The organism is Rhodococcus sp. NPDC060084 (assembly GCF_042730335.1).
GTDB lineage: Bacteria > Actinomycetota > Actinomycetes > Mycobacteriales > Mycobacteriaceae > Rhodococcus.
Genome location: NZ_JBHWWX010000012.1, coordinates 72,349 through 93,218 on the forward strand (window position 1 = coordinate 72,349; position 20,870 = coordinate 93,218).

Sequence of the window (20,870 nt, forward strand, 5' to 3'; positions counted from 1 at the left end):
GTTACTCGGGTATCACGATCTCGGCGATCGAGCCCGGATTCCAGGCGACCTCCCAGCGAAAGCCGTCGGGATCGGCGAAATAACCGGTGTAACCGCCCCACAGGCGGTCGGTGCCGCCCGACACCGGATCGGCGCCTGCCCGGCGGGCGGTCTCGAGCACGACGTCCACTTCGTCGCGGGTCGCGACGTTGTGGGCGAGGGTGACGGGTGGAACCCCGCTCCACGATGTCGGGCCGACCTCCGCCTCGAATTCGGTGCGGGCCCACAACGACAGGATCACGTGGGCGCCGACGCGGATCATCACCACTTCGCCGGGTTCTTCGACCACTGCGGACCAGCCCAGTCCGTCCACGTAGAACTCCCGGGCGCGGTCGACGTCCTCGACGGCGAGGGTCACGAGACTGAGACGCTGGTCCATGCGCCCGACCCTAGCGGTGGCGCCGGGGTCCGGGCGACGGATCAGCGCCGGCCCAGGGGTACGAGAACGCCGCGCCGCAATTTCTCCGGGTTGGCCAGGTCGTAGGCGGCCCAGACCCGGCCGTCGCGAACCGTGCATCCCGTCACGCGGGGCGGGTATCCGCGCCGACCGTCGCCGCCGAGCCCGTGGTTGAGCAGGCCGAGTTCGCCGTTGACGCGCACCGGTTCGAACGCCGCGAACGACTCCGGGCCGTACCGGCGTATCAGCCCTGCGAAGAACCGGGCGAACTTCTCGGCACCGAACACCACGTTGAGTGCGGTCGAGGTGGTGCCACCGGCGTCTCCGATCAGCCGCGCATCGGGGTGCAGCGCCGCGATCACGCCGTCGATGTCTCCCGCGGCGAACGCCGCCACCAGCACGGCGACGGCGTTCTCGTGCTCGGCGGTGGGGGTCGGGGGCGGTGTGTCGGCCACGGCACGGCGAGCGCGGGAGGCGAGTTGCCGAGCCGCTGCCGATCCGATGCCGAGAACGGTCGCCACTTCGTCGAACGGCACACCGAACCCGTCGTGGAGCACGAACGCGATGCGCTGCGGCGGCGGCAGCACATCGAGGACGATCAGCGCGGCGAGCCGGCTGTCCTCGTGCTGCACCACCTGTTCGAGCGGGTCCGGCGGGCTGGTGCCGCCGAGTGGCGTGACAATCGGTTCCGGCAGCCACTGTCCCACATATTTCTCGCGCCGTACCGCGGCGGACCGGAGCTTGTCGAGGCACAGCCGGCCCACGACAGTGGTCAGCCACGCACGCAGATTGCCGATCTCGCCGGCATCGACAGTCGCGAGCCGGAGCCAGGAGTCCTGCACCGCGTCCTCGGCGTCGGCGACACTGCCCGTGAGCCGGTACGCGACCGTCAACAGGTGGGCGCGGTGTTCCTCGAATGATTCCGCAAGCCCGGACGCGCGCATATTCTCGATGCTACGAGCAGGATCACCGTCGCGGGCAGGACTCCGGGTGCATCCGACACGGTGCACGGAGGTGAGCGATGCCGGTGACGAGCGCAGGTCTGCTGCTCTACCGCGTCGACGACACCGGGCTGCTCGAGCTGTGGCTCGTGCATCCCGGCGGCCCGTACTGGACTGAAAAGGACACCGCCGCCTGGTCGGTGCCGAAGGGAGAGTACGGACCCGAGGAGGAGCCCCGCGAAGTCGCGACCCGTGAGTTCGAGGAGGAATGCGGCTTTCCCGCGCCGGACGTGCCGTTGTCGCTGCTCGGCCGTTATCGGCAGGCGTCGGGCAAGATCGTGAGTGTCTACGCCGGCGAAACCGACGCCGACCTCCGGTTCGTCTCGAGCAACACGTGCGAGATCGAATGGCCGCCCCGGTCGGGGAAGCGGCTGACGATTCCCGAAGTCGACGATGCCCGCTGGATCACGTTCTCCGACGCGGAAACCAAGCTGGTGAAGGGCCAGCGCCCGATTCTGGTGGCGCTGCGAGAACGGCTCGACGACGTGGGCCGCCGGTACCGCACCGAATAGGGCTGGCCTGTCGAGGTTTTCGCTGATTCTGACGCGTGCGTGCGCTCCCATCGGCGGAGCACACGGCATCGTCCGTACCGAATCGGGGGATACTTGCCCAGGCAACAAGATCGTCGACTCGAGTGAGGACCCACATGCGTTTCGGACTTTTCATCCCTCAAGGTTGGAGACTGGACCTGGTCGGTATCGATCCCGCCGATCAGTGGCCCGTCATGCGCGATCTCGCGTTACGCGCCGACAAGGGCCCGTGGGAATCGATCTGGGTGTACGACCATTTCCACACCGTCCCCGAACCCACCGACGAGGCCACCCACGAGGCGTGGACTCTGGTGTCCGCATTCGGCGCCGTGACCAGCCGGGTGCGGCTCGGTCAGATGTGTACGGCCATGAGCTACCGCAACCCTGCGTATCTCGCGAAGGTGGCTGCGACCGCCGACATCATCTCGGGCGGCCGCGTGGAAATGGGTATCGGGGGCGGGTGGTACGAGCAGGAATGGCGTGCCTACGGCTACGGCTTCCCGTCCGCCGGAGAACGTTTGCGCCGCCTCGACGAAGGCGTCCAGATCTTCAGGCAGGCCTGGACCACTGGCACGGCAACGCTCGACGGCAAGCACTACCAAGTCGACGGAGCGATTGTGCGTCCGCTGCCCCTCCAGGAAGGTGGGATCCCGCTCTGGATCGCCGGCGGCGGGGAAAAGGTGACGTTGAAGATCGCGGCGAAGTACGCGCAGTACACCAACTTCGACGGAACCCCCGAGGGATTCGCGCACAAGTCGCAGGTCCTGCGAGAGCACTGCGCCGAGGTCGGCACGGATTTCGATGCCATCGTGCGGTCCGCCAACTACAACGTCGCGATCGGACGGACGGAAGCGGAGGTGCAGGACAGGCTCGAGGCGCTGCGTGCACGACTCGAACCGATCGTCGGTGCCGAGAAGGCGGACGGGGCGCTGGACGCATTCCGGGGTATGCCCGCGGTGGGAACGCCCGAGCAGATCGTCGAGAACCTCACGGCGCTGAAGAAGCAGGGACTCGAGTACGCGATCTTCTACTTCCCCGAAGCGGCCTATGACACGACGGGACTCGAATTGTTCGAGCAGGAGGTGCTTCCGCACCTCGCGTAGGGGACGTCAGACCGGCCAGCCGTGCGCCGGTTCGCGGGGGTCGCCGGGCAACAGGGCCGCCACCCACACGTCGCGCGGGACTCCCCGCTGCAGGAGGCCGTGTCGGGCGACCCCCTCGAACCGGAAACCGAGGCGGCGTGCGACGGCCGCGGACGGCACGTTGCCGACCAGCGCTCGCCACTCCACACGCCATGCCTGCAACCCGTGCCGGCCGAAAGCGAAGTCGCACACCAGACGTGCGGCGGCGGTGGCGAGTCCGCGGCCGCGGGCCTCGGGAGCCAGCCAGAAACCGATTTCGGGCGCTGCGCTGCCGTGCTGCACGAAACCGATCATTCCGAGCAGCGGGCCGCCACGACTCGTGCGGATTCCCCAGTCGGGAAAACCGTTGGCCCACTTGTGCGGAACGATGTCCTCCACGAACTTGACGGCGTCGGCACGGGTGTACGGGTGGGGGACTGTGGTCCATTTTGCGACCGCGGGATCACTACAGCCGTCGGTGATCGCGTCGATGTCCCCGCTTCCGGGGACGGACAGGACGACGGTGCCGTCGGTGAGGATCGAGGGCCGCATGTCAGCGCAGTTCCGGTGGAAGTTCCCTCAGGTCCAGTTCGACTCGTCGCTCGTCGCTGGCGTTGATCTCGTCCGCGGAAGACAGCTTGGACTTCAGCAGTTTCCATTCGGATTCGTCGATCGCCGCCGCGGCTTTCGCCAGGACCGCAGCATCACGAGTGGCCCACGCAAGAGGCATCGGGCTGACCATCTGCCACACCCCGGACTTGTTGCGTGTGGTCCGGTCGGAGAGCACGGCGACACAGGGAACCCGTTCGCCCACCTTCGCGCGGTGCCCAGGGATGGCCTGGACGTCCCGGGTGACAAGGGCGTAATGATGGCGTCCGGTGCCTTCCGCCGCGCCGTCGGCGGGCTTGGCGATATCGATCAGGGCGAGCAGGGTCAGACCACGGGCCCGGGTGGTCGCGACCAGCGCCGGAACCAGTGGGCTGTCGCGGTAGAGGTCCTCGATCGTGCCGACTTTGCGGGGAGCCCACAACGCGACCCACACCGACGTCACCGCGGCCACGACGAGCACCGATCCGACGATGTACGACCAGGCGTGGCCGAGGACGAAGAGCCACACCGCACCCGCGGCGCACAACAACGCGACGATCACCGCGGATCGTCGCAGACTCCGCACCTCCGCGAGCGTCTGGTTCACGGCTTTCGCGTGGGGCAGGTCGACGGGAAACTCGAATCGGCGCACGTGATCCAGCATATCGGCCACGCGCGCGGCCACGTTCACCGGAAGCATCCGGCTGGCGGGCGCGCCCGCTCGGCGGCCGACGGGTCTCAGCCGATCTGCGGTCCGAGAAGATCGTCGGCGTCGGTGATCCGGTACGCGTACCCCTGTTCCGCGAGGAACCGCTGCCGGTGGGCGGCGTACTCGGCGTCGAGGGTGTCGCGGGCGACCACGGAGTAGAAGTGAGCCTGCCCGCCGTCGTGCTTGGGTCGCAGCAGCCGGCCCAGACGCTGGGCTTCTTCCTGCCGGGACCCGAACGTTCCGGACACCTGCACCGCGACCGACGCCTCGGGCAGGTCGATCGAGAAGTTCGCGACTTTCGAGACCACGAGCACGCCCAGCTCGCCCGCCCGGAACCGGTCGAACAGCGCTTCGCGTTCCTTGTTCCGTGTCGACCCCTTGATCACCGGGGCGTCGAGAGCGGCACCCAGCTCGTCGAGCTGGTCGATATAGGCGCCGATGACGAGCGTGGGAGCACCGGCGTGTTTCGCGAGAATCGACTCCACCACCGGGATCTTGGTCCGGGCGGTCGAGCACAGCTTGTACCGCTCCTCCGGCTCGGCGACCGCGTAGGCCATCCGCTCCGCGTCGGTGAGCGTGACCCGCACCTCGACGCAGTCCGCCGGGGCGATCCACCCCTGGGCCTCGATGTCTTTCCACGGCGCGTCGTAACGCTTCGGGCCGATCAGGGAGAACACATCGCCTTCACGACCGTCCTCGCGCACGAGGGTCGCGGTCAGGCCCAGCCGGCGACGCGACTGGAGGTCGGCTGTCATCCGGAACACCGGTGCGGGAAGCAGATGCACCTCGTCGTAGATCATCAGGCCCCAGTCCCTGGAGTCGAACAGCTCGAGATTGCGGTACTCGCCCTTCGTCTTGCGGGTGATCACCTGATACGTGGCGATCGTGACGGGCCGGATCTCTTTCCTTTCCCCGGAGTACTCGCCGATCTCCTCTTCGGTGAGGGAAGTGCGCGCGATCAGTTCGCGTTTCCACTGCCGCCCCGCGACGGTGTTGGTCACCAGGATCAGGGTCGTGGCACCGGCTTTCGCCATGGCCGCAGCGCCGACCATTGTTTTCCCGGCCCCACACGGCAACACCACGACCCCGGATCCGCCGGCCCAGAACGCATCCGCCGCCATCTCCTGGTAGTCACGCAGATGCCAGGGGTTCGATTCCATGTCGAGGGTGATCGGGTGCGCCTCACCGTCGACGTAACCGGCAAGATCCTCGGCGGGCCAGCCGATCTTGAGCAGCATCTGCTTGACGCGGCCACGCTCGCTGGGGTGCACCACGACGGTGTCGTCGTCGATGCGGGCGCCGAGCATGGGGGCGATCTTCTTGTTTCGGAGCACCTCTTCGAGAACCGCACGGTCCAGGCTCACCAGGGTGAGGCCGTGGACGGGGCTCTTCACCAGTTGCAGTCGCCCGTAGCGGCCCATGGTGTCGACGATGTCGACGAGCAAAGGTTGGGGGACCGCGAAACGCGAGTGACTGACCAGCGCATCGACGACCTGCTCTGCGTCGTGGCCCGCGGCCCGCGCATTCCACAGGGCGAGCGGTGTGACCCGATAGGTGTGGATGTGCTCCGGGGCGCGCTCGAGTTCGGCGAACGGCGCGATGGCTTGTCGGGCTTCGGCGGCACGTGGGTGGTCGACCTCGAGCAGCACGGTCTTGTCGGACTGGACGATCAAGGGTCCGTCGGCCACGAATGCCTCCTGGGATAGAGAGTAGAACTCTCCTATTCTCCTGACTGGAGACGCGATCCGCCACCCACGGGCCGCGTGTGCCGCCGACGTCACCCCGTGAGAGAGCGACGTACCTCCATCAAGCACACCAGCGCCTCGGAAATTCCGGAGCGATAGCCCGCGTCCTTTTCCGACAGTGCCGGTGAAGAATCCAATTCGTGCTCGAGGCGTTCCTGAATTCTATCCAGGGCCGACATCGTCCTTTTCACTTGTGAAATCCTGTCTTCTGATTCTTTGTTGCCGAATTGCTGAAAAAACCCGAGGGTCACACCATCCGGGAGAATTCACCGGCCTGCGCGTCGAGCACGAAAAGGCGTGCCCGCGCGAGTGCGGACCGGAAGCCGTGCGCGAAGGGCGACGGCGAACCGTCGTCCCCCGCGCGCTCCGAAATGTCTGTGAACTGCTCGTACAGGTCGTCCAGCAGGGTGGCTGAGGATGTGGTCACTCTGTGTCCCGAGGTCGTCGTGCGCCGGAAAGCCGTCAGTGCCGCTTGCGCTTCTTGATGAATTCGGTGTCGTCGGTCTGTTTCTGGCGCTTTTCCGCGCGCCGTTCCTTGAGGGACTGCGACGGTTTCTTGAGAGTTTTGCCCTTGTCGGCCATTGTCGTTCCTTTCGGGAATGGTCGAACACTCGACAAGTCCAGACCATAACCCATTTACAGAAAAAAGCCAGTCGCGCAGGAAAGGGTCGGTCCGCACCGCGATACCGCACGAAAAGGCGACGACGGTAGGTTGTGACGGCGAACACCGTGCCGCACCCGCGCGGCCGGGCGAAGGAGGATGTCGTGCACGGTGAACAGGCACATGCGATCGACGCGCTGCCGCAGTCCCTGGGGCGGCTACGGACGCGGTTCTCCGAGTTGCGGGCTCCCGCCCCGGCCGATGTGCAGGGGACATACCGCGCCGTCTTCGTGGGACCGGCACTCCTCCGCGCGGTCGCGCCGCGCGCCATCGCCCTCGGGGGCATGCGCGGCTGGCACGGTAAGCGGTTCGACGGTGAGGGCGGCGCCGTCAATGTGCTTCGCGACGGCGACGGCGCCCTGCGCGACAGCCTGCCCGCCACGATCTCGACCGACGCGTCGTGGCTCGACGGCAGCGCGGCCTTGGTCGTCTCCTACGGAACCGGACCCCAGGGGTCCGCGCCGGTGCCCTGGCGCTGGGTGCGCGACGAGTTCCGCTCCCTCGACGACGGCACGCTGCTCGGACTGACCTTCGTGGGCGGACCGTGGTCCCGCCTCGCGGCGTCGCCGTTCGCGCTCGTCCGCGAGCGGTGACCAGGCGCCGGCCCGAGCCTGCCGGGGGTCACGTCGTGGGGGTGTGCCGCCGCACTAGATCCGATGCGAGCTCGGCTATCCGCCGCCGCGCGTCCGCAGGCGTGAGAACCTCGATGTGATCTCCGAACTGCAGAAGCTGTCGCACCGACTCGATGTCCGGGTAGACGATCCTCACGGCACACCATCCGTCCTCGGGGGGTTCGACGTCTTCGAGCCGCGAACCCAGAATGCGTCCGGCGAGGTCGAGCCGATCTTCCCGTAGCCGCGCCCGCACGGCGACCCGGCCCGGTGTCTCGGTGCGCCGCACCAGCCCGGTCCACACCGAGCGGAGGTCGTGGCCCGAGCGGAGTCTCGCCGGTTCGGAAAGGGTCTCGTAGCTGTCGAGCCGCTCCAGACTGAACAGTCGTGGTCGTTGCTCGTCGTCGGCGACGAGGTACCACCTCACCGTTCCGGGACCCGCCTCCGAGGTGGACGAGATCTTCTCGCGGTGGAGTGCCATCGGCGCCGAGGTCGTCGAGAAACCTCACGACGACGTCTTCGGCCGCACCTTCGTGATCGCGGACCCGGACGGAAACCTGATCCGGGTCGCGCCGGTGGACGGCTAGCCGGTCGAAGGGATCAATGTGCCCGCGGGGAAGCGGCGGTCGTCAGTCGACGAGCGCAACCGATGTCACGCGGTGCAGCACGAAACTGCGGACGGTCCCCGAGGCGGGATCGAAGGCTTCGAGTTGCCCACCGCCGACAGCAACGGGATCGACGATGCGGCGGGTCGCCACGCCCTGCGCGTCGACGTAGCCGAGTGTGATGCTGCGGTGTGCGTGCAACGCGAGTTGCAGCAGCGCGAGGGTCGCTGCGCCTCCCGTTCGGCTGCCGTCCCCGCGAGCGGAGGCACCCGACGACGCGGACTCCGTACGGTCTCCGGCACGCAGGGTACGGACGAGGGTCGCGAGTTGTTCCTCGTTCGGAGGCATGGGCCCCGCGTAGCGCGCGCGGGTCCGGGGCACCGTGACCCGCGCTCCGCGCGGACGCAGATCGACGACCGTGCCCGACGAGTCCTCGCCCGCGGGTGAGAAACCCGCGGCACGCAACTCGGCGAGTACCTCGGCGAGCGGCGCCTGCGAGATCGCCACGGTCGGAGCGACGGCGCGCAGGGCGAGGGTGGCCGCAACGGGCGCGGAGAGCACCTCCGCCAGCAGGGCGGGATCGTCGGCGCGGACGAACGAACTCGCCACTCCCGCTCGCAGCCGTCCGTGCCGTCGGGCGACGTCGTCGATCAGGTAGGTGAGCGCCTGTGGCACCGGGGTGCGGGAGTGGGCGGCGAACAGTGCGTGCAGGTCACCCGCGCCCACCCCGGCGTCGAGCGCCCGCCGCACACTGGCATCGCTGATCCGGTACACGGTCGCGGCACCGGCCGACTCGATATCGGCGACCAGCGCGATCCGGTCGGCGAGTTCGGGCACGAGACGACCGGGAGCAACGATCGTCAGGTCGGCCTGGACGAGTACGTAGTCGACAGCCTCCGGCAAGGCCGCGGCGATCTCCGACTCGGCGTCTCCGCCGTGCAAGAGGGCCTTCCCGGCGGAGGAGAGGCTGTCGTGTGCGACGAGGGCGAGTGCGGTGGCTTCCCGGATGGTTTCGGTGACGGTGTCGAGGTCGAATCGGCCCGCCCAGCGCGGCCTGCGCCACGCCGCGATGGCGCGGATCTCTGCGACGGTGGGCGCGGAGCCGGGGACGTCGGCGAGAACTTCCAGCAGTAGCCGCCTGTCGCGGACGGCGGTCGTGGATTTCACTTCGTCGGACAGCGCCGCGATCGGCTTGTCGCTCTGGTCGCGTCGGCCCGCGAGCCACGGTCGGCGGGACATGTCCAGCCACGCGCCCGCCAGAACGGCCCAGCGGTGAGCCGGGGGAGCCGCGAGCCAGCCGTCGGCCGACGTGGTGGGGGCCCAGTAGTCGTCGATATCTCCCGGCGGAGGAGGGTCGGGAATACCGCGGGCGAGGAGACCGGCAGCAGCGAGCACCTCGACGAGCAGCGCCGCGTGCTGATCCTCGATACCCACGGCCTTCGCAAGACGGTGGAGTTCGCGTACTCCCAGCCCTCCGGCCTTCAGAACGGGGGCGGGTTGCTCGCCGAGCGTCGACAGAAGATTCTCGCAGTGCCGGAGGAGTTCGAGCGCGGCGCCGGCAGCGGTCGCATTGACATCGGCGAGTGTGCGGACGGCTTTGGAGGCGCGGGGTGCGGTCAGCGAGCCGGGATCGAACGGCGCATCGCCGCGGATCGCCTGGCCCACCCGATGCGGCAGTTCCACGGTCTCGTCGTCGATTCGGACGAGCAATCCGGCGGCGAGAAGTCTCTGGACGGGCCGGTCCTCGGGAGTGCCCGGTGCGGCGTCGCGGGTGCGTCCCACCGGCGAGGTCCGGGCGAGGGTGTCGAGAATGCTGCGCTGCGCGGGTTCGAGCTCGGCGAGCATCTCCTCGAGTTCCTCCCGGGACGGCAGGTCGGCGTCACCGGCCCGGCCGATCCGCCACGGAACGGCGTCCACAGATGCGGCGACGAGCCGCAGCGCGTCGGCGGGACCCCACACGAGCAGCAACCCTCGGAGCTTGTCGAGTATGCGGTCGGTCGCCTTGGCGCCGAGACGACCGCCGAGCGCGTCGAGGAGCGTGCTTCGGGGCACGGCGGCGTCCACGGCACCGAGGCCCGCCAGAGTGGCAATGATCCCGAAGTCGGCGGTGGTCAGTTCGTCGGCGGCGCGAAAGACCGAAGCCCGCTGCTGCGCGCGACTCGCCAGAACAGTCATCGTCGCAGGTGGGGGCACGACCAAGTCGGGCCGCGCGTGCAGTGCAGCAGCCAGTTCGGTGTCGCGCCGACCGGACAGCCACCGGGCGAGGGAGTCCGGTGCGGTGTCGGGCGCAGGCGTGGTCGAGGTCATCCGTTTCAGATTAGAGACCTGAGGTGGCCCACCACGAACTCACCTGCCAAAATGAGCGGCATGGCTACCTCTTCGAAGAAACAGTATGTCGACCACGGATGGCCGGAGCTGGCCGACGGAGACCATGCGGTCACCGAGTTGTCCTCCACGCGTTCCGGCCCGCTTTCGCCGTACGGCGAGGACATGGTCTTTCCGCTGCCGGTCGAGGACCTGCCCTACACGCATCCCCGCACGGTCATCAACCGCTGATTCTTCGTCCGGCCCGGCCTCGCGAGAGGCCGGGCGTAGCGAGGGTGTGCCGCATGGCTCACCCTGCACGGCACGTGAAAGAGCCCCGCACCGGATCGGTGCGGGGCTCTTTCGTGTCTGTGGGGACTTACTGGGGGAGAACGGCGCGAACGGCGTCGAGGACGCTCGGATCGAGCTGGATGCCGGCGTCCTGGAGAGCCTCGACGCCCTGCTCGAAGCCGGCGATGATGTTCTGAGCCTCGGGCGGCAGTGCGGGAGCCTCGGGCAGCTGCGGCACGGGGTTGCTGACACTCGGTGCCGACGGTGCGCTCGGAGTGGCGTCGACGGCGCGTTCCGTCGGAGCGCTGGACAGGCCCAGGCTCGAGGAGCACGACGGCCATGCGCCCCATCCCTGGCCGGCGAGCACGCGCTCGGCGACAGCGATCTGCTGCTCGCGGCTGGCCTCTGCTGCGGTCGGGGCGTAGTCGCCACCGCCGTAGGCGTTCCAGGTGCTGGGGGAGAACTGCAGGCCACCGTGGTAGCCGTTGCCGGTGTTGATGGCCCAGTTGCCGCCGGACTCGCACTGTGCGAGGCGATCCCAGTCGGAGTCGGGGGCTGCCGCGGCCGTGCCGCCGAAGGCGACGCCGGTGACGCCGAGAACGGCGCCGGTCAGCGCGAACTTCGCGACGGTACGACCGGTGTTGGAGGGCTTGCGATGGCGTCCGCTCATGTTCCGAATTTCCTCTCCGTACGCACCTACGAGGTCAGCTGTCGGGTTCGGGCTGAAGAGGTAGCCCGGCCGTCGCGTCCCGTCTGTGACGGTTCGCACGCTCCGTGGAGCGGTACGGCTTCACCCCGAGGGTCGTTGCTCGCGCATCGGCCCGGGCCTCCTGGAAACTGTCCGGCGAACCGGGCGATTTCCTGGGAGACCGGTTGGGTCCCCCGTTTCCTGTCCCCGTGGATCTTTCGTCGGGACCTCCGAGTCCGCGGGACAGGAATTTGGCGCGGCGGATTCGGACCGGCCGAGCCAGGCGGTTCGACCGGTCATGACCGTAACGGTTGGGCGGGGGAGTGTCACCATTTGATAACGCACGACTAGTCCGGCCGGGCCTGGGGTAGATGGGCGCACGCGTCGGAGAAGGCGCAGGTAGTCGCGGGCGTTGCGACTCAAACCTGTTTCGAGTCTCGTTTGTTACTGCACCGTGATGTGACTAAGGTCACAGGTATTGCGGGCGTGAATCCACCGAAACGATTTCCTTGCCGAGCGGCATCAGAGAGATCGGGACCATCTTGAGATTGGCGATGGCCAGGGGGATGCCGATGATCGTGATCGCCATGGCGATCGCGGTGGTGATGTGGGCGAGGGCCAGCCAGATGCCCGCGACCAGGATCCAGATGACATTTCCGATGAGCGACGCCGCGCCCGCGCCCGGTCTGTCCACGGTCGTCTTGCCGAACGGCCACAGCGCGTAGACGCCGATCCGGAACGACGCGATGCCGAACGGGATCGTGATGATGAGGATGCAGCAGATCACACCGGCGAGGAAATAGCCGAGGGCGAGCCACAGGCCGCCGAAGATCAACCAGATGATGTTCAGCAGGACCCTCATGTATTCCGTCCGTTCCGGGCGCGACGGCCCGACTGCAGGGCGAACCCGATAGCGAGAGCGAAACCGAGCGGCCACGCCAGGGTGAGGAGATAGAGCACCAGACCCGGTGTCCCGTCGGTGAGCGCGGGGATCAAGAAGATGGCGACGACCGCGACGATGCCGACGGCGAAGCACGCCACCGCGGCCTTCAGGAGGCCGTTGCGGGGAGGTTTGGGGGAAGCGGAGGAAGAAGTGCCCACGCGTCCACGGTAGTCCTCTGCGGACGGAACCGGGCAAATGGCTCGGGGTACACTGGGAATCGTCTACGCGTCCCGCTCCAACCGAGTCGGGGCGCGTTGTGCATGTCCAGTTGTTGTGCAATCCACGCGTGCCCACGGGGCGCGGCTGTCGAGGAGCGGGTGAGCGCGGTGCCAACCGGCAAGGTGAAGTGGTACGACGTCGAAAAGGGATTCGGGTTCCTGTCCCAGGACGACGGTGAGGACGTCTACGTCCGCGCCTCCGCGCTGCCGGACGGCGTCGAGGCCCTCAAGCCCGGGCAGCGTGTCGAGTTCGGCATGGCAGTGGGCCGACGGGGTCCGCAGGCGCTCAAGGTCGAGTTGCTCGAGCAGCCGACGCTCCGCCAGACCGCCGGCCGGCGCGAGGCAGCACCCCAGCAGAAGCGGCGTTCGCCCGACGAATTGCACGGCATGGTCGAGGACATGATCAAGCTGCTCGAGGCGACGGTTCAACCCAACCTGCAGCGGGGACGCTACCCGGACCGCAAGGCGGGGCAGACGATCTCCGAGGTCATGCGCGCGATTGCCCGGGAACTCGATCACTGATTTCCGACGCGGCTGTTCGTCGGCCTTACGCCTGTGGCGCATCGGATCCGGAAACGGACCCGATGCGCCATTCGCATTTTCGGACTACTGCGCGCCGGCGCCGATCCGACGGTCTGGGGTCAGAACGTCTGAATAGCCCAGACAGCGTGCGCGATCGGTTCGCCCGCCTCGTCGACGACGGCCGACGGGAGCTGGACTTCCACGCCCAGTAACTGCATCGACGGGTCGCTGGGCACGGTCACGGCGCGCTGCGCGCCGGACTCGAACATGACGCCGTCCAGGAACGTCTCGCCGGTCTCCACGTCGCCGTACACCGCGATGAGGCGCCACGGAGCGTCGGAGATCTCCGCGGGAAGCGACAGCTGGAGCGGGTAGCCCGCCGGCACGGACAGCGTCGTGATCGCGTTCTCGGTGCAGTCCTCCAGATAGAGGTTGCAGTACTGGGTGGGGTCCGCGGTCACCGCGGTACCGGCGGCGTAGGCGGTGATCTGGGGCGGCGTGGGCTCGGCGGAGTCGACGAGCTTCCACACCACCACGGTGAAAGCCGCCGCGACGACCACGAGGGCCACCACGATCACTCCGATCGTCTTCTTCGTCCGAGCTTGCAGGTTCATCGATTCCCATTTCCGGTTGCGTGTCCACCGGGGCGAACGGTCCGCCCGGTGCCTGTCTCTGTGGAGACGTGTTCTGGCCTGCGCCCGCCGAGTCCCGGCAGGAGTGTGCTCCCACGGTAGGTGAGCAGAGTCTGTGCGAAACCGAGGATCAGGATGACCGTCACCACGGAAAAGCCGAGCCACAACTCGGTGGGGAGCAGTACGCCCATCGCGCCGCCGAAGACCCAGCTCAGCTGAAGTACGGTCTCGGACCGGCCGAAACCGGACGCGATCGACTCTTCGGGAAGGTCCTGCTGGAGCGACGCGTCGAGAGACACCTTCGCCAGCGCGCTCGCGCATGCGGCGACGAGCGCGGCGAGCGCGGCGGCGAGCACATGATCGGTCGCGGCGACGATCGCGGCGACGATCACCACCGCGGCGGCGCACCGCACCACGATCACCGCGGGGCGTCCCAGCGTCAGCCGCGCACCCGTCGCGTTGCCGGCGAAGTTGCCGATCGCGGCAGCGGCGCCGACCAGGCCGAGGGTCGCGGCCTGCATGATCGGATCGTGGTCCGTCGTGGCCTTCGCGACGAACGCGATGAACAACGTCAGAAACCCGGTGAGAACGCGGATCGTGCCGTTGCCCCAGAGACCGGTGACAACCGTCCTGCCGAGAGGTTGTTTCCGTTTGCCGTTGCCCGTGTGGATGACTTCGGTTTTCGTGTCGAGCACTTCGGTCGGTGCCTCGGACCCGCGGTACGACAGCGTCGCGGGAACTTCACCTTCGGTGACCTCCACCCACGCGGGGATCCGCATGCTGAGGTAGGCGCCGAACGCCGCGATCGCGGCGCACAGCCACAGCGCACCCGACGAGCCGAACGCCCAGGCGGCGGCCGCGGCGACCGCACCGGCGCCGATCGTGCCGCCGACCAGACCGAACACGGTCAGTCGCGAGTTGACGCGCACCAGGTCTATCTCGGGTGGCAGCACTCGGGGCGTCACCGCGGATTTGAGCACGGCGAACGATTTGCTGAGCACCATCATCGCCAGCGCCGCGGGATACAGCGCCCAACTGTCGAAGTTGAACACCAGGACCACCGCCAGCACCGTCCGCAGTGCGAACGACGTCGCGAGCGCCAGACGCCGCCCGTGCTGCAGGCGGTCGAGCAGAGGCCCGATCAGGGGAGCGATGACCGCGAACGGCGCGATGGTGATGAGGAGATACAGCGCGACCTTGGTCTTGTCCTCCCCGGTCGCGGCGGAGAAGAACAGAGTGTTCGCGAGTGCCACCGCGATGGCCGCGTCGGAGGCGAAATTCGCCATCGTCGCGTAGGTCAGCGCCGTGAGTCCCGACTTGTCGGCGCCGTCCGCCGTCGCTGCTCTCCGGAAGGTCGCGATGCCTTTGTGGGTGAGTTCGCGGCTGCGCAGCGCGGCAACCCGGGTCACCGTCAGCTTGCGAGGTATCCGTGGAGCCCGCGGCGGCGCCTCGGACGACGAGCGATCGCCGTCGCGGCCGCCCGCGGCTTTCGTTCCTGGCGGTCGCGCGGTCTCGTCGAGGGGATGGAGCGGAGGCAGGGGCGTGCGGCGTCCCGACACGCGTCGAGGCGGCGGGTAGTTGCTGTAGCCCGGATGCCGCGAGCCCGGGGCACGGCCGTCCGCCCTGTCGGGGCTAGCTTGCTCGTGCGGCTCGGTCACGTGATCGATTCTTCCCCACGACGCGCCCTGCGTGCAGGCGGGCATGCCGTGGAGTCGCCCACCACGGGCGAGCACCGCCCGCGCGCTGCGAAGGCGATCACGGCACGAAACGCACTTCGAACAGGGCGGGCCAGTACTTGCCGGTCACCAGAAAGCGATCCGTGCCGGGTATCTGCGCGATTCCGTTCAGTACGTCGACAGCACCCGCGTCCTCGGCAGGCAACTCGTCGCGCAGTGCAGAAGCGTCGATCTGTGCCTCCACCCGCCCGGTGGCCGGGTCGATGCGAAGGATCTCGTCGGTCTTCCACACGTTCGCGTAGACCGTGCCGTCCTCGGCGCACTCGAGTTCGTTCAGTTGCGAGACCGCGCGACCGTCACGGTGCACGGTGACCTGCCCTCGTTCGGCGAAGGTGACCGGATCGCGGAAGGTCAGTTCCGACGATCCGTCGCTCATGACCAGGTCGTCGGATCGGGCGCACAGCCCCCAGCCCTCTCCGTCGATGTCGACACGGCGACGCTCGCCGAGGGTGTCCCGGTCGCGGGCCAGTGCCACGCCGTCCTTCCATGTCAGTTGCCAGACCGTGTCGCCCGCCACCGTGATGCCCTCGCCGAAGAGGTCGTCGTCCAGATCTACGCGGGTTCGGTCGTCCGGCGCGATCACCGCGGGCACCGTCGAGGTGTCGAGCGGACGCGCCGAGAGCCACGACCGCCCCTCGAGTCCGGTTCCCTCCAGGAGTTCGCCGCCGTCCACCTCGAGTCCCTGGGTGAACGCGCCCGGGTGGTGCGGATGGGTCGCGACGACTTCCACCCGGAGTTGCTCGGGCGGTTCACCCGGCTCCGCGACCTGTCTGTCCGCACATCCCGCGACGGCCGCCCATGCCGTCAGGACGAGCGTGGCGGAGAGGAAAAGGCGGCGCACGCGCTCATCATGGCATCAGGTTCCCGCTACCCGGGGGCGCGCCGCCGGGGTGGTGCGGCAGAATGGGCTTCGTGAGTGTTGTGCCTTCTGCCACTGCCCCCGGTACGGATCCTGCGGTCGACCCCGCGGTGCGATCTCTGCTCGCCGGGGCCGTCGACGTCGCCCGAACCGCGCTCGTCGAACTCGGAGAGGGCGGAATCGGTGCATATCTGGGCGTGACCTTCGAGAACGAGTACGCGGCCACGCACCGCTTCGCGGCGGAACTTCCCGGTTACCGCGGGTGGCAATGGGCCGTCGTGGTCGCGGCGGTTCCGGGTTCGGACCATGTGACGCTGAGTGAACTCGCGTTGCTGCCCGGGCCTGATTCGCTGATCGCCCCCGCGTGGGTTCCGTGGAACGAGCGGATCCGGCCCGGTGACCTCGGACCGGGTGATCTGCTCGCGCCGGTTCCCGATGATCCCCGTCTCGTGCCCGGCTATGTGCAGTCCGGCGATCCGGAGGTCGACGAGACCGCCCTCGAGATCGGGCTGGGCCGCAAGCAGGTGATGAGCCTCGAAGGACGTCTCGAGGATGCTCAGCGCTGGTACGAGGGCGACTACGGCCCGAACTCGGAAATGGCCAAGGCGGCTCCTTCCACGTGCGGGCTGTGCGGCTTCTACCTCCCGCTCGCCGGATCGCTGCGCGCCGCGTTCGGCGTGTGCGGAAACGAGTTCGCTGCCGACGGGCACGTCGTGCACGCCGAGTACGGATGTGGTGCGCACTCCGACACGACCCTTCCCACGGGCGCAGGCTCGCCGCAGTACTCCGCGTACGACGATGCGGCCGTGGAGATCGTCGAGATTCCGCGCGCCCGCACCGAGAGCGACTCGACCGAGACGAGCGACCCGGCCGAGAAGGCCACCTCGGATGAGGAAGACGCCTCGGACGGGAAAGACGTCTCCACCGAGGTGAACGACGCGACCGAGAAGAACGACGCGACCGGGCAGACCGACTGACGTGCCGGCCCCCGACTCCGCGGATCCGTTCGGTACCGCGGCGCTCCGGGACGGCATCGTCGCGGCGTGGCGGTCGTCGCCCACTCGGTTGCGTGAGGACGCCGCCACCGAAGCCGACTATGTTCGCGCGGGCTACCGCGACCGGGTTCTCACCGAACTCGCCCAGAACGCTGCCGACGCTGCCACTCGCGCCGGCATCGCCGGTGAGATGCGGGTCTGGTGCGACGGCGACGCGCTCCACGTCGCGAACGTCGGAGAACCACTCGACGAAGCCGGATTGCAGGCACTGACGGCGCTGCGCGCGTCCAGCAAGAAGCAGGGCGTCGGGCAGTTCGGCGTGGGTTTCACAGCCGTCCTCTCGGTCGCCGGCGAGATCGAGGTGCGCTCCCGCACCGGGTCCGTTCGCTTCTCGGAATCCCGCACACGCGACGTCCTCGCCGAACACGATCTTCCGGTGCCCACATCGGGGATCCCGGCCCTGCGACTGGCGTGGCCCACCGACACCGCACCCACTGACGGCACCGACACGGAGGTCGTGCTGCATCTCAGGCCGGACATCGACGCGCAAGGTCTGCTCGACCGCTTCCGCGACGAGGCGGCCGACGTACTGCTCGAACTGCCGGCCCTACGCACCGTGGTCGTCGACGGGCACGAACTGACACGCACGGAGGCACCGCTCCCGTCCGGGCTGCACGACGTGCGGATCGGGGAACTGCGCTGGTGGGAGTACCGCGGCTCGTCTGCGCGGTGGCTCGTGCCGGTCGTGCGCGGCCGGGTTCGGCCCGTCACCGCCGACGTGCTTCGAGCACCCACTCGCTCCGACGAGGAACTGTCCCTGCCGGCGCTGGTCGTCGCCGATGTGGCGATGCAGCCGGACCGTCGCCGGATGCTGCCGGGCGGACACCTCGAGACGGCGGGCGAGGGTTATGCGTCCTTCGTCGCGGCACTGCCGGCCGACCAGCGACTCGACCTCGTGCCCACGCCGGGCTTCGCGCGCAGCGACGCCGACCACCGACTGCGTGAAGCGGTGCTCGACGATCTTCGAAGCCGGCCGTGGTTGCCCGCCGCCGACGGCAGTGCAGACCTGTTGCCGTCGCGCGCGGTCGCATTTCCGGGTCTCACCGACGAGCTGGCAGAGGTGCTCGCCGACATCGTTCCCGGGCTGATCTCGCCCGCGCTGTGTACGCCGCGCTGCGCTCCGGCCCTTGCCGCGGTGGACGTCCAGCTCATCGGCCCCGCGCGACTCGCCGAACTGCTCTCCGGCCACCACCGAGAACCGCACTGGTGGAACTCGCTGTACGAGGCGCTGATGCCGCTCGTCGTCGACGGGGTGGTCGCGGAGGAACTCGCCTCCCTGCCGGTCCCGTTGTCGGACGGGCGCACGGTGACCGGTCCCCGCACCACGGTGCTGGCCTCCGACCTGCCCGAGGTCCGGGACCTGGCGTTGCCGTGGGTGCGGCTCGTGCATCCCGACGCGGCCCATCCGCTGCTCGTGCGGTTGGGCGCGGGCACCGTGAGCGCCGCCGATCTCCTGTCCGACCCGGCGCTCGTCGCGGCGGTCGAGGACGCCGACCTCGACGACCCCACCGACGACACTCCCGCGACGCTCGCCGATGTCGTCCTGCGACTGGTCACGCATGTGCCTGCGAGTGCCGTTCCCCGCGAACTGGGCGCCTTGCCACTGCCCGACGCGCAGGGCGAACTCACCCCGGCGGACGAGTTGCTCCTGCCCGGCGCACCGCTCGCGGAGGTCCTCGTCGACGACGCGCCGTTCGGCACCGTCGCGTCGGACGTCGTCGAGAAGTACGGTGCCGATGCACTCCGCGCAGTCGGGGTCGGGTGGGGATTCACCGTCCTGCGAGCCGAGTTGCCCACCGGACCGGACCACAACCTGCCCGACGAGGACCTGTGGTGGGAGACGGTCGACACCGATCCGGACACGCTTGTGGCGGTGCGTGACCTCGACCTGGTCGACGAGGACCGCTGGGCGCAGGCACTCGCGCTGCTGGCGTCCGACCCGGCGACCGCCGCGGCACTCGCCGACCGCACCGGGTACACGGCGTGGTGGCTGCGCAACGAAGCGATCCTCGACGGGCAACGGCTGGGCCGGTACCGATGGGCCGACGACACCACCTTCGAAGGCCTGCTCGACCCGTGCACACATCCCGATGCGGACGCGTTCCGCAGCTGTCTCGCCGGTGACGGACTCGACGACCTCGATCTCGCTCAGACTCTCCTCGACCGGCTCGCCGACGCGGCACGTCACCCCACACCTGCGGTGATCGTCGCCGCCCACACGACTCTCGCCCGCGCGTTCGCGTCCGGCACCGTCGAGGCCGACGCCGTGACACTGCCCGACGGTGTTCGGGCCGTATCCGGGGCGGTGGTCGACGCCGCCGACGCGCTGATCCCGGACCGGCCGTGGTGGGCCGGGGTGATTCCGCCCGATCGGCTCGTCACGGGTGCGGCGGGAACCGCGTCGGCACTCGCCGATCTTCTCGACCTGCCGGTCGCCTCGGCTGTGGTCACGGCCGAGCCCACCCGGCAGGGCCGAACCACGACGTGGGACCGCGAACCCGCTGCGGTCGCCGCCACGGTGATGACGGGCGCACCCCTCCCGAAGGGCCGGCTCGTCCTGCACGACCGGCTCACCGTTCGCTGCTCCGGTGCCTTGACCGGCGACCACGACGTGTCGTGGTGGGTCGACGCCTCGGGGACGACCCACAGCACCGTCGAGGGACTGGTGCCCGCTGTCGCGGCGGTAAGCAACGCGCACGCTGTCGCGGGGTCGGACGGCACACGATCGTGACGCCCGACGCCGATGTGCTCGAGTGGGCGGTCTCAGTCCGCGAGCCGTGGCTGACGTCGCTGATGACCGGCATCACGCACACCGGCGGTGTCGGCGCCACCATCGTGCTCGCCCTGATTGCCGCGGTGCTGCTCATGCGGGCCGGCAGGACGGGCGACGCAACTCTGGTGGGCGGAGCCGTGCTGACCGGGTGGCCGGTGATGTCCCTGCTGAAAAACCTGTTCGGGCGGACCCGCCCACCCGAACCGGAGCGGTTGATCGTGATCCAGACCGAATCGTTCCCGTCGGGTCACGCGATGATGACCGCCATCCTCGCGACGGTGCTCGCCGTCGTCGTGGTGCGGACCTGGCCGCGCGGGGACCGGCGGCGGATCGCCGCGTTCACCGTCCTGGCCACCTACTCCCTGGTCGTGGGGTTGTCCCGGATCTACCTCGCCGCGCACTGGACGACCGACGTGGTCGCGGGCTGGATCTGCGGGGTCGCGTGGGCATTGCTCTGGGTGTGGTTTCTCACTCGGGTGCGCCCGGCCCGATGAGCGCCGCCGGGTCCGTTCCGGCGTACCGGCGGCTCGCGACGAGGCTCAGTCCAAGCCGACCTGCGCGCCCCGATGCCCCCGTCGTGCCGCGCGCCGCTGAGCGAGAAACAGGGCAGAACCCAACAGCCCCACCAGAATTCCCGCGATACAGACCGGCAGGATGTCGCTCCAGCGGTCCCCGCCGAGCAGGACGACGACGGTCGCGACCACCCACAATGCGGTTCCGATTGCGAGGACGGGGCGCGGATCGGCGAGACGCCGGGTCCGCGCTGCGGCGGTGTGGGCTGGATTCACGATTTGCAGATTAGTTCGTTTCGGCTGCAATAATCTTCTCCCGTTGCGACGCAC

Annotated in this window: 24 protein-coding genes and 1 riboswitch; of the genes, 9 read left to right on the forward strand and 15 right to left on the reverse strand. The window is 68.8% G+C overall.

Annotated features, from left to right (window positions below):
- Position 1: 1 nt before the first annotated feature.
- Positions 2–418, reverse strand: a complete 417-nt coding sequence (locus tag ACFWBU_RS09515) for a VOC family protein (RefSeq protein ID WP_296551064.1) — start codon at positions 416–418, stop codon at positions 2–4.
- Positions 419–459: 41 nt separating this feature from the next.
- Positions 460–1,380 (reverse strand): RNA polymerase sigma factor SigJ, encoded by a 921-nt coding sequence (gene sigJ / locus ACFWBU_RS09520; protein ID WP_296551065.1) that lies wholly within the window; start codon positions 1,378–1,380, stop codon positions 460–462.
- 77 nt (positions 1,381–1,457) lie between these two features.
- Here sigJ and ACFWBU_RS09525 point away from each other — a divergent pair, with 77 nt between their 5' ends.
- Positions 1,458–1,949: an NUDIX domain-containing protein gene (locus ACFWBU_RS09525; RefSeq protein WP_378528121.1), complete on the forward strand. Its 492-nt coding sequence runs from the start codon at positions 1,458–1,460 to the stop codon at positions 1,947–1,949.
- Positions 1,950–2,083: 134 nt separating this feature from the next.
- Positions 2,084–3,070, forward strand: coding sequence for an LLM class F420-dependent oxidoreductase (locus ACFWBU_RS09530; RefSeq protein WP_169651906.1), 987 nt, complete (start codon positions 2,084–2,086; stop codon positions 3,068–3,070).
- Positions 3,071–3,076: 6 nt separating this feature from the next.
- Here the strand turns inward: ACFWBU_RS09530 and ACFWBU_RS09535 are convergent, their stop codons facing one another.
- The 4 genes from ACFWBU_RS09535 to ACFWBU_RS09550 form a co-directional block, all read right to left on the reverse strand.
- Positions 3,077–3,640, reverse strand: coding sequence for a GNAT family N-acetyltransferase (locus tag ACFWBU_RS09535; RefSeq protein ID WP_378528122.1), 564 nt, complete (start codon positions 3,638–3,640; stop codon positions 3,077–3,079).
- Position 3,641: 1 nt separating this feature from the next.
- Positions 3,642–4,328: a DUF3239 domain-containing protein gene (locus ACFWBU_RS09540; protein WP_378528123.1), complete on the reverse strand. Its 687-nt coding sequence runs from the start codon at positions 4,326–4,328 to the stop codon at positions 3,642–3,644.
- Between the two features lie 86 nt (positions 4,329–4,414).
- Positions 4,415–6,073: a DNA repair helicase XPB gene (locus ACFWBU_RS09545; protein WP_169621194.1), complete on the reverse strand. Its 1,659-nt coding sequence runs from the start codon at positions 6,071–6,073 to the stop codon at positions 4,415–4,417.
- A gap of 304 nt (positions 6,074–6,377) precedes the next feature.
- Positions 6,378–6,557 carry a hypothetical protein gene (locus ACFWBU_RS09550; RefSeq protein ID WP_169621090.1) on the reverse strand — a complete coding sequence of 60 codons (180 nt, stop codon included), beginning with the start codon at positions 6,555–6,557 and terminating at the stop codon, positions 6,378–6,380.
- A 287-nt stretch (positions 6,558–6,844) separates the two neighbouring features.
- Here ACFWBU_RS09550 and ACFWBU_RS09555 point away from each other — a divergent pair, with 287 nt between their 5' ends.
- Entirely contained in the window at positions 6,845–7,384 is a 540-nt protein-coding gene (locus ACFWBU_RS09555; RefSeq protein ID WP_378528124.1) for a hypothetical protein, read from the forward strand.
- Between the two features lie 28 nt (positions 7,385–7,412).
- Here the strand turns inward: ACFWBU_RS09555 and ACFWBU_RS09560 are convergent, their stop codons facing one another.
- Positions 7,413–7,829 (reverse strand): WYL domain-containing protein, encoded by a 417-nt coding sequence (locus ACFWBU_RS09560; protein WP_378528125.1) that lies wholly within the window; start codon positions 7,827–7,829, stop codon positions 7,413–7,415.
- Positions 7,830–7,851: 22 nt separating this feature from the next.
- Here ACFWBU_RS09560 and ACFWBU_RS09565 point away from each other — a divergent pair, with 22 nt between their 5' ends.
- Complete coding sequence (locus ACFWBU_RS09565; protein WP_378528126.1) at positions 7,852–7,989, forward strand: VOC family protein; 138 nt, start codon at positions 7,852–7,854, stop codon at positions 7,987–7,989.
- 42 nt (positions 7,990–8,031) lie between these two features.
- Here the strand turns inward: ACFWBU_RS09565 and ACFWBU_RS09570 are convergent, their stop codons facing one another.
- Positions 8,032–10,314 (reverse strand): helicase-associated domain-containing protein, encoded by a 2,283-nt coding sequence (locus ACFWBU_RS09570; RefSeq protein WP_169621192.1) that lies wholly within the window; start codon positions 10,312–10,314, stop codon positions 8,032–8,034.
- Between the two features lie 60 nt (positions 10,315–10,374).
- On the opposite strand from ACFWBU_RS09570, the gene ACFWBU_RS09575 reads away from it, so the two are divergent.
- Positions 10,375–10,563, forward strand: a complete 189-nt coding sequence (locus tag ACFWBU_RS09575) for a hypothetical protein (RefSeq protein WP_169621191.1) — start codon at positions 10,375–10,377, stop codon at positions 10,561–10,563.
- A gap of 127 nt (positions 10,564–10,690) precedes the next feature.
- Here ACFWBU_RS09575 and ACFWBU_RS09580 read toward each other — a convergent pair whose 3' ends face one another.
- From ACFWBU_RS09580 to ACFWBU_RS09590, 3 genes are all read right to left on the reverse strand, one after another.
- Positions 10,691–11,272: a transglycosylase family protein gene (locus ACFWBU_RS09580; protein WP_169621190.1), complete on the reverse strand. Its 582-nt coding sequence runs from the start codon at positions 11,270–11,272 to the stop codon at positions 10,691–10,693.
- Between the two features lie 7 nt (positions 11,273–11,279).
- Positions 11,280–11,524: riboswitch (cyclic di-AMP (ydaO/yuaA leader) on the reverse strand.
- Between the two features lie 235 nt (positions 11,525–11,759).
- Positions 11,760–12,152, reverse strand: coding sequence for a YccF domain-containing protein (locus ACFWBU_RS09585; RefSeq protein WP_169621189.1), 393 nt, complete (start codon positions 12,150–12,152; stop codon positions 11,760–11,762).
- Positions 12,149–12,391, reverse strand: a complete 243-nt coding sequence (locus ACFWBU_RS09590; protein ID WP_169621188.1) for a hypothetical protein — start codon at positions 12,389–12,391, stop codon at positions 12,149–12,151. Before ACFWBU_RS09590 ends, ACFWBU_RS09585 begins: the two co-directional genes overlap by 4 nt.
- Positions 12,392–12,559: 168 nt before the next feature.
- On the opposite strand from ACFWBU_RS09590, the gene ACFWBU_RS09595 reads away from it, so the two are divergent.
- On the forward strand, positions 12,560–12,973 hold the full coding sequence (locus ACFWBU_RS09595) for a cold-shock protein (RefSeq protein ID WP_296551088.1): 414 nt from the start codon (positions 12,560–12,562) through the stop codon (positions 12,971–12,973).
- A 119-nt stretch (positions 12,974–13,092) separates the two neighbouring features.
- On the opposite strand, the gene ACFWBU_RS09600 is transcribed toward ACFWBU_RS09595, so the two are convergent.
- The 3 genes from ACFWBU_RS09600 to ACFWBU_RS09610 form a co-directional block, all read right to left on the reverse strand.
- Complete coding sequence (locus tag ACFWBU_RS09600) at positions 13,093–13,587, reverse strand: DUF2771 domain-containing protein (RefSeq protein WP_240952269.1); 495 nt, start codon at positions 13,585–13,587, stop codon at positions 13,093–13,095.
- Entirely contained in the window at positions 13,584–15,263 is a 1,680-nt protein-coding gene (locus ACFWBU_RS09605) for an MFS transporter (RefSeq protein WP_296551072.1), read from the reverse strand. The genes ACFWBU_RS09600 and ACFWBU_RS09605 overlap by 4 nt, the downstream gene beginning before the upstream one ends.
- 97 nt (positions 15,264–15,360) lie before the next feature.
- Positions 15,361–16,182: a glutaminyl-peptide cyclotransferase gene (locus ACFWBU_RS09610; RefSeq protein ID WP_378528127.1), complete on the reverse strand. Its 822-nt coding sequence runs from the start codon at positions 16,180–16,182 to the stop codon at positions 15,361–15,363.
- A gap of 62 nt (positions 16,183–16,244) precedes the next feature.
- Between ACFWBU_RS09610 and ACFWBU_RS09615 the strand changes: the two genes are divergently transcribed.
- The 3 genes from ACFWBU_RS09615 to ACFWBU_RS09625 are packed head-to-tail and all read left to right on the forward strand — an operon-like array spanning position 16,245 to position 20,522.
- Positions 16,245–17,177, forward strand: a complete 933-nt coding sequence (locus ACFWBU_RS09615) for a DUF3027 domain-containing protein (protein WP_169651902.1) — start codon at positions 16,245–16,247, stop codon at positions 17,175–17,177.
- A gap of 1 nt (position 17,178) precedes the next feature.
- A complete protein-coding gene (locus ACFWBU_RS09620) occupies positions 17,179–19,986 on the forward strand; it encodes a sacsin N-terminal ATP-binding-like domain-containing protein (protein ID WP_378528128.1) in 2,808 nt (935 codons plus the stop codon).
- Positions 19,983–20,522, forward strand: coding sequence for a phosphatase PAP2 family protein (locus ACFWBU_RS09625; RefSeq protein ID WP_378528129.1), 540 nt, complete (start codon positions 19,983–19,985; stop codon positions 20,520–20,522). Before ACFWBU_RS09620 ends, ACFWBU_RS09625 begins: the two co-directional genes overlap by 4 nt.
- 45 nt (positions 20,523–20,567) lie before the next feature.
- Here ACFWBU_RS09625 and ACFWBU_RS09630 read toward each other — a convergent pair whose 3' ends face one another.
- A complete protein-coding gene (locus tag ACFWBU_RS09630; RefSeq protein WP_169621181.1) occupies positions 20,568–20,816 on the reverse strand; it encodes a DUF2530 domain-containing protein in 249 nt (82 codons plus the stop codon).
- Positions 20,817–20,870: the final 54 nt, after the last annotated feature.

What these genes read in the sequence shown, in the direction of transcription:
- ACFWBU_RS09515 (WP_296551064.1), bottom strand. Translation starts at nt 418, where the DNA reads ATGGACCAGCGTCTCAGTCTCGTGACCCTCGCCGTCGAGGACGTCGAC.
- sigJ (WP_296551065.1), bottom strand. Translation starts at nt 1,380, where the DNA reads ATGCGCGCGTCCGGGCTTGCGGAATCATTCGAGGAACACCGCGCCCAC.
- ACFWBU_RS09525 (WP_378528121.1), top strand. Translation starts at nt 1,458, where the DNA reads ATGCCGGTGACGAGCGCAGGTCTGCTGCTCTACCGCGTCGACGACACC.
- ACFWBU_RS09530 (WP_169651906.1), top strand. Translation starts at nt 2,084, where the DNA reads ATGCGTTTCGGACTTTTCATCCCTCAAGGTTGGAGACTGGACCTGGTC.
- ACFWBU_RS09535 (WP_378528122.1), bottom strand. Translation starts at nt 3,640, where the DNA reads ATGCGGCCCTCGATCCTCACCGACGGCACCGTCGTCCTGTCCGTCCCC.
- ACFWBU_RS09570 (WP_169621192.1), bottom strand. Translation starts at nt 10,314, where the DNA reads ATGACCTCGACCACGCCTGCGCCCGACACCGCACCGGACTCCCTCGCC.
- ACFWBU_RS09575 (WP_169621191.1), top strand. Translation starts at nt 10,375, where the DNA reads ATGGCTACCTCTTCGAAGAAACAGTATGTCGACCACGGATGGCCGGAG.
- ACFWBU_RS09580 (WP_169621190.1), bottom strand. Translation starts at nt 11,272, where the DNA reads ATGAGCGGACGCCATCGCAAGCCCTCCAACACCGGTCGTACCGTCGCG.
- ACFWBU_RS09585 (WP_169621189.1), bottom strand. Translation starts at nt 12,152, where the DNA reads ATGAGGGTCCTGCTGAACATCATCTGGTTGATCTTCGGCGGCCTGTGG.
- ACFWBU_RS09600 (WP_240952269.1), bottom strand. Translation starts at nt 13,587, where the DNA reads ATGAACCTGCAAGCTCGGACGAAGAAGACGATCGGAGTGATCGTGGTG.
- ACFWBU_RS09615 (WP_169651902.1), top strand. Translation starts at nt 16,245, where the DNA reads ATGGGCTTCGTGAGTGTTGTGCCTTCTGCCACTGCCCCCGGTACGGAT.